Source organism: Hoeflea sp. YIM 152468, from assembly GCF_029210485.1.
Classification (GTDB): domain Bacteria; phylum Pseudomonadota; class Alphaproteobacteria; order Rhizobiales; family Rhizobiaceae; genus Hoeflea.
This window is the reverse complement of sequence record NZ_JARGET010000017.1, coordinates 1-549: the sequence shown is the minus strand read 5'-3', so window position 1 is coordinate 549 and position 549 is coordinate 1. Positions and strand designations below refer to the sequence as shown.

1 protein-coding gene and 1 pseudogene are annotated in these 549 nt (G+C 56.3%); both read left to right on the top strand.

Annotation, left to right across the window (positions count from 1 at the left end):
* A partial coding sequence (locus PZ897_RS09520) for a flagellin (protein WP_275751985.1) occupies positions 1 to 122 on the top strand: 122 nt, incomplete at its 5' end.
* Between the two features lie 261 nt (positions 123 to 383).
* Positions 384 to 549 (top strand): annotated as a pseudogene (locus PZ897_RS09515) (flagellin); the annotation flags it as partial.

The following is a 549-nucleotide window of genomic DNA, read 5'->3' as shown; positions in this document are numbered from 1 at the left end:
ACGCCGACATGAACGAGGAATCGACCCGCCTCAAGGCTCTGCAGACACAGCAGCAGCTCGGCATTCAGGCGCTGTCGATTGCCAACTCCAGCTCGCAGAACATCCTGTCGCTGTTCCGTTAAGGGCGGCTTCAAGCTCAAACCTAGAGTTGATCACGACCGAACGCCGGGGAGCAATCCCCGGCGTTTTCTCGTATCGGGAAAATGTTTGAATCAAATCGCGTTCGATTAAGCGTTCGGTAACCATACTCCGCCATTTTGGGTCTCACGAAATGGTGGGTCGTTGATCGGGAGAGACCGGAAACGACGGGCATGATGCCTTGCCACCGTTGCCGGTATCCGAGTCCGGTATGTCCCGTGTATTTTGTCAAAAGGGACAATTCCATGACAAGCATCATGACTAACTCCGCAGCCATGGCTGCACTGCAGACCCTCCGTTCGATCAACTCCGATATGGAAACCACACAGGGCCGCATCTCGTCCGGCCTCCGCGTGCAAACCGCTGCCGACAACGCCGCATACTGGTCAATCGCAACCACCATGCGGTCCG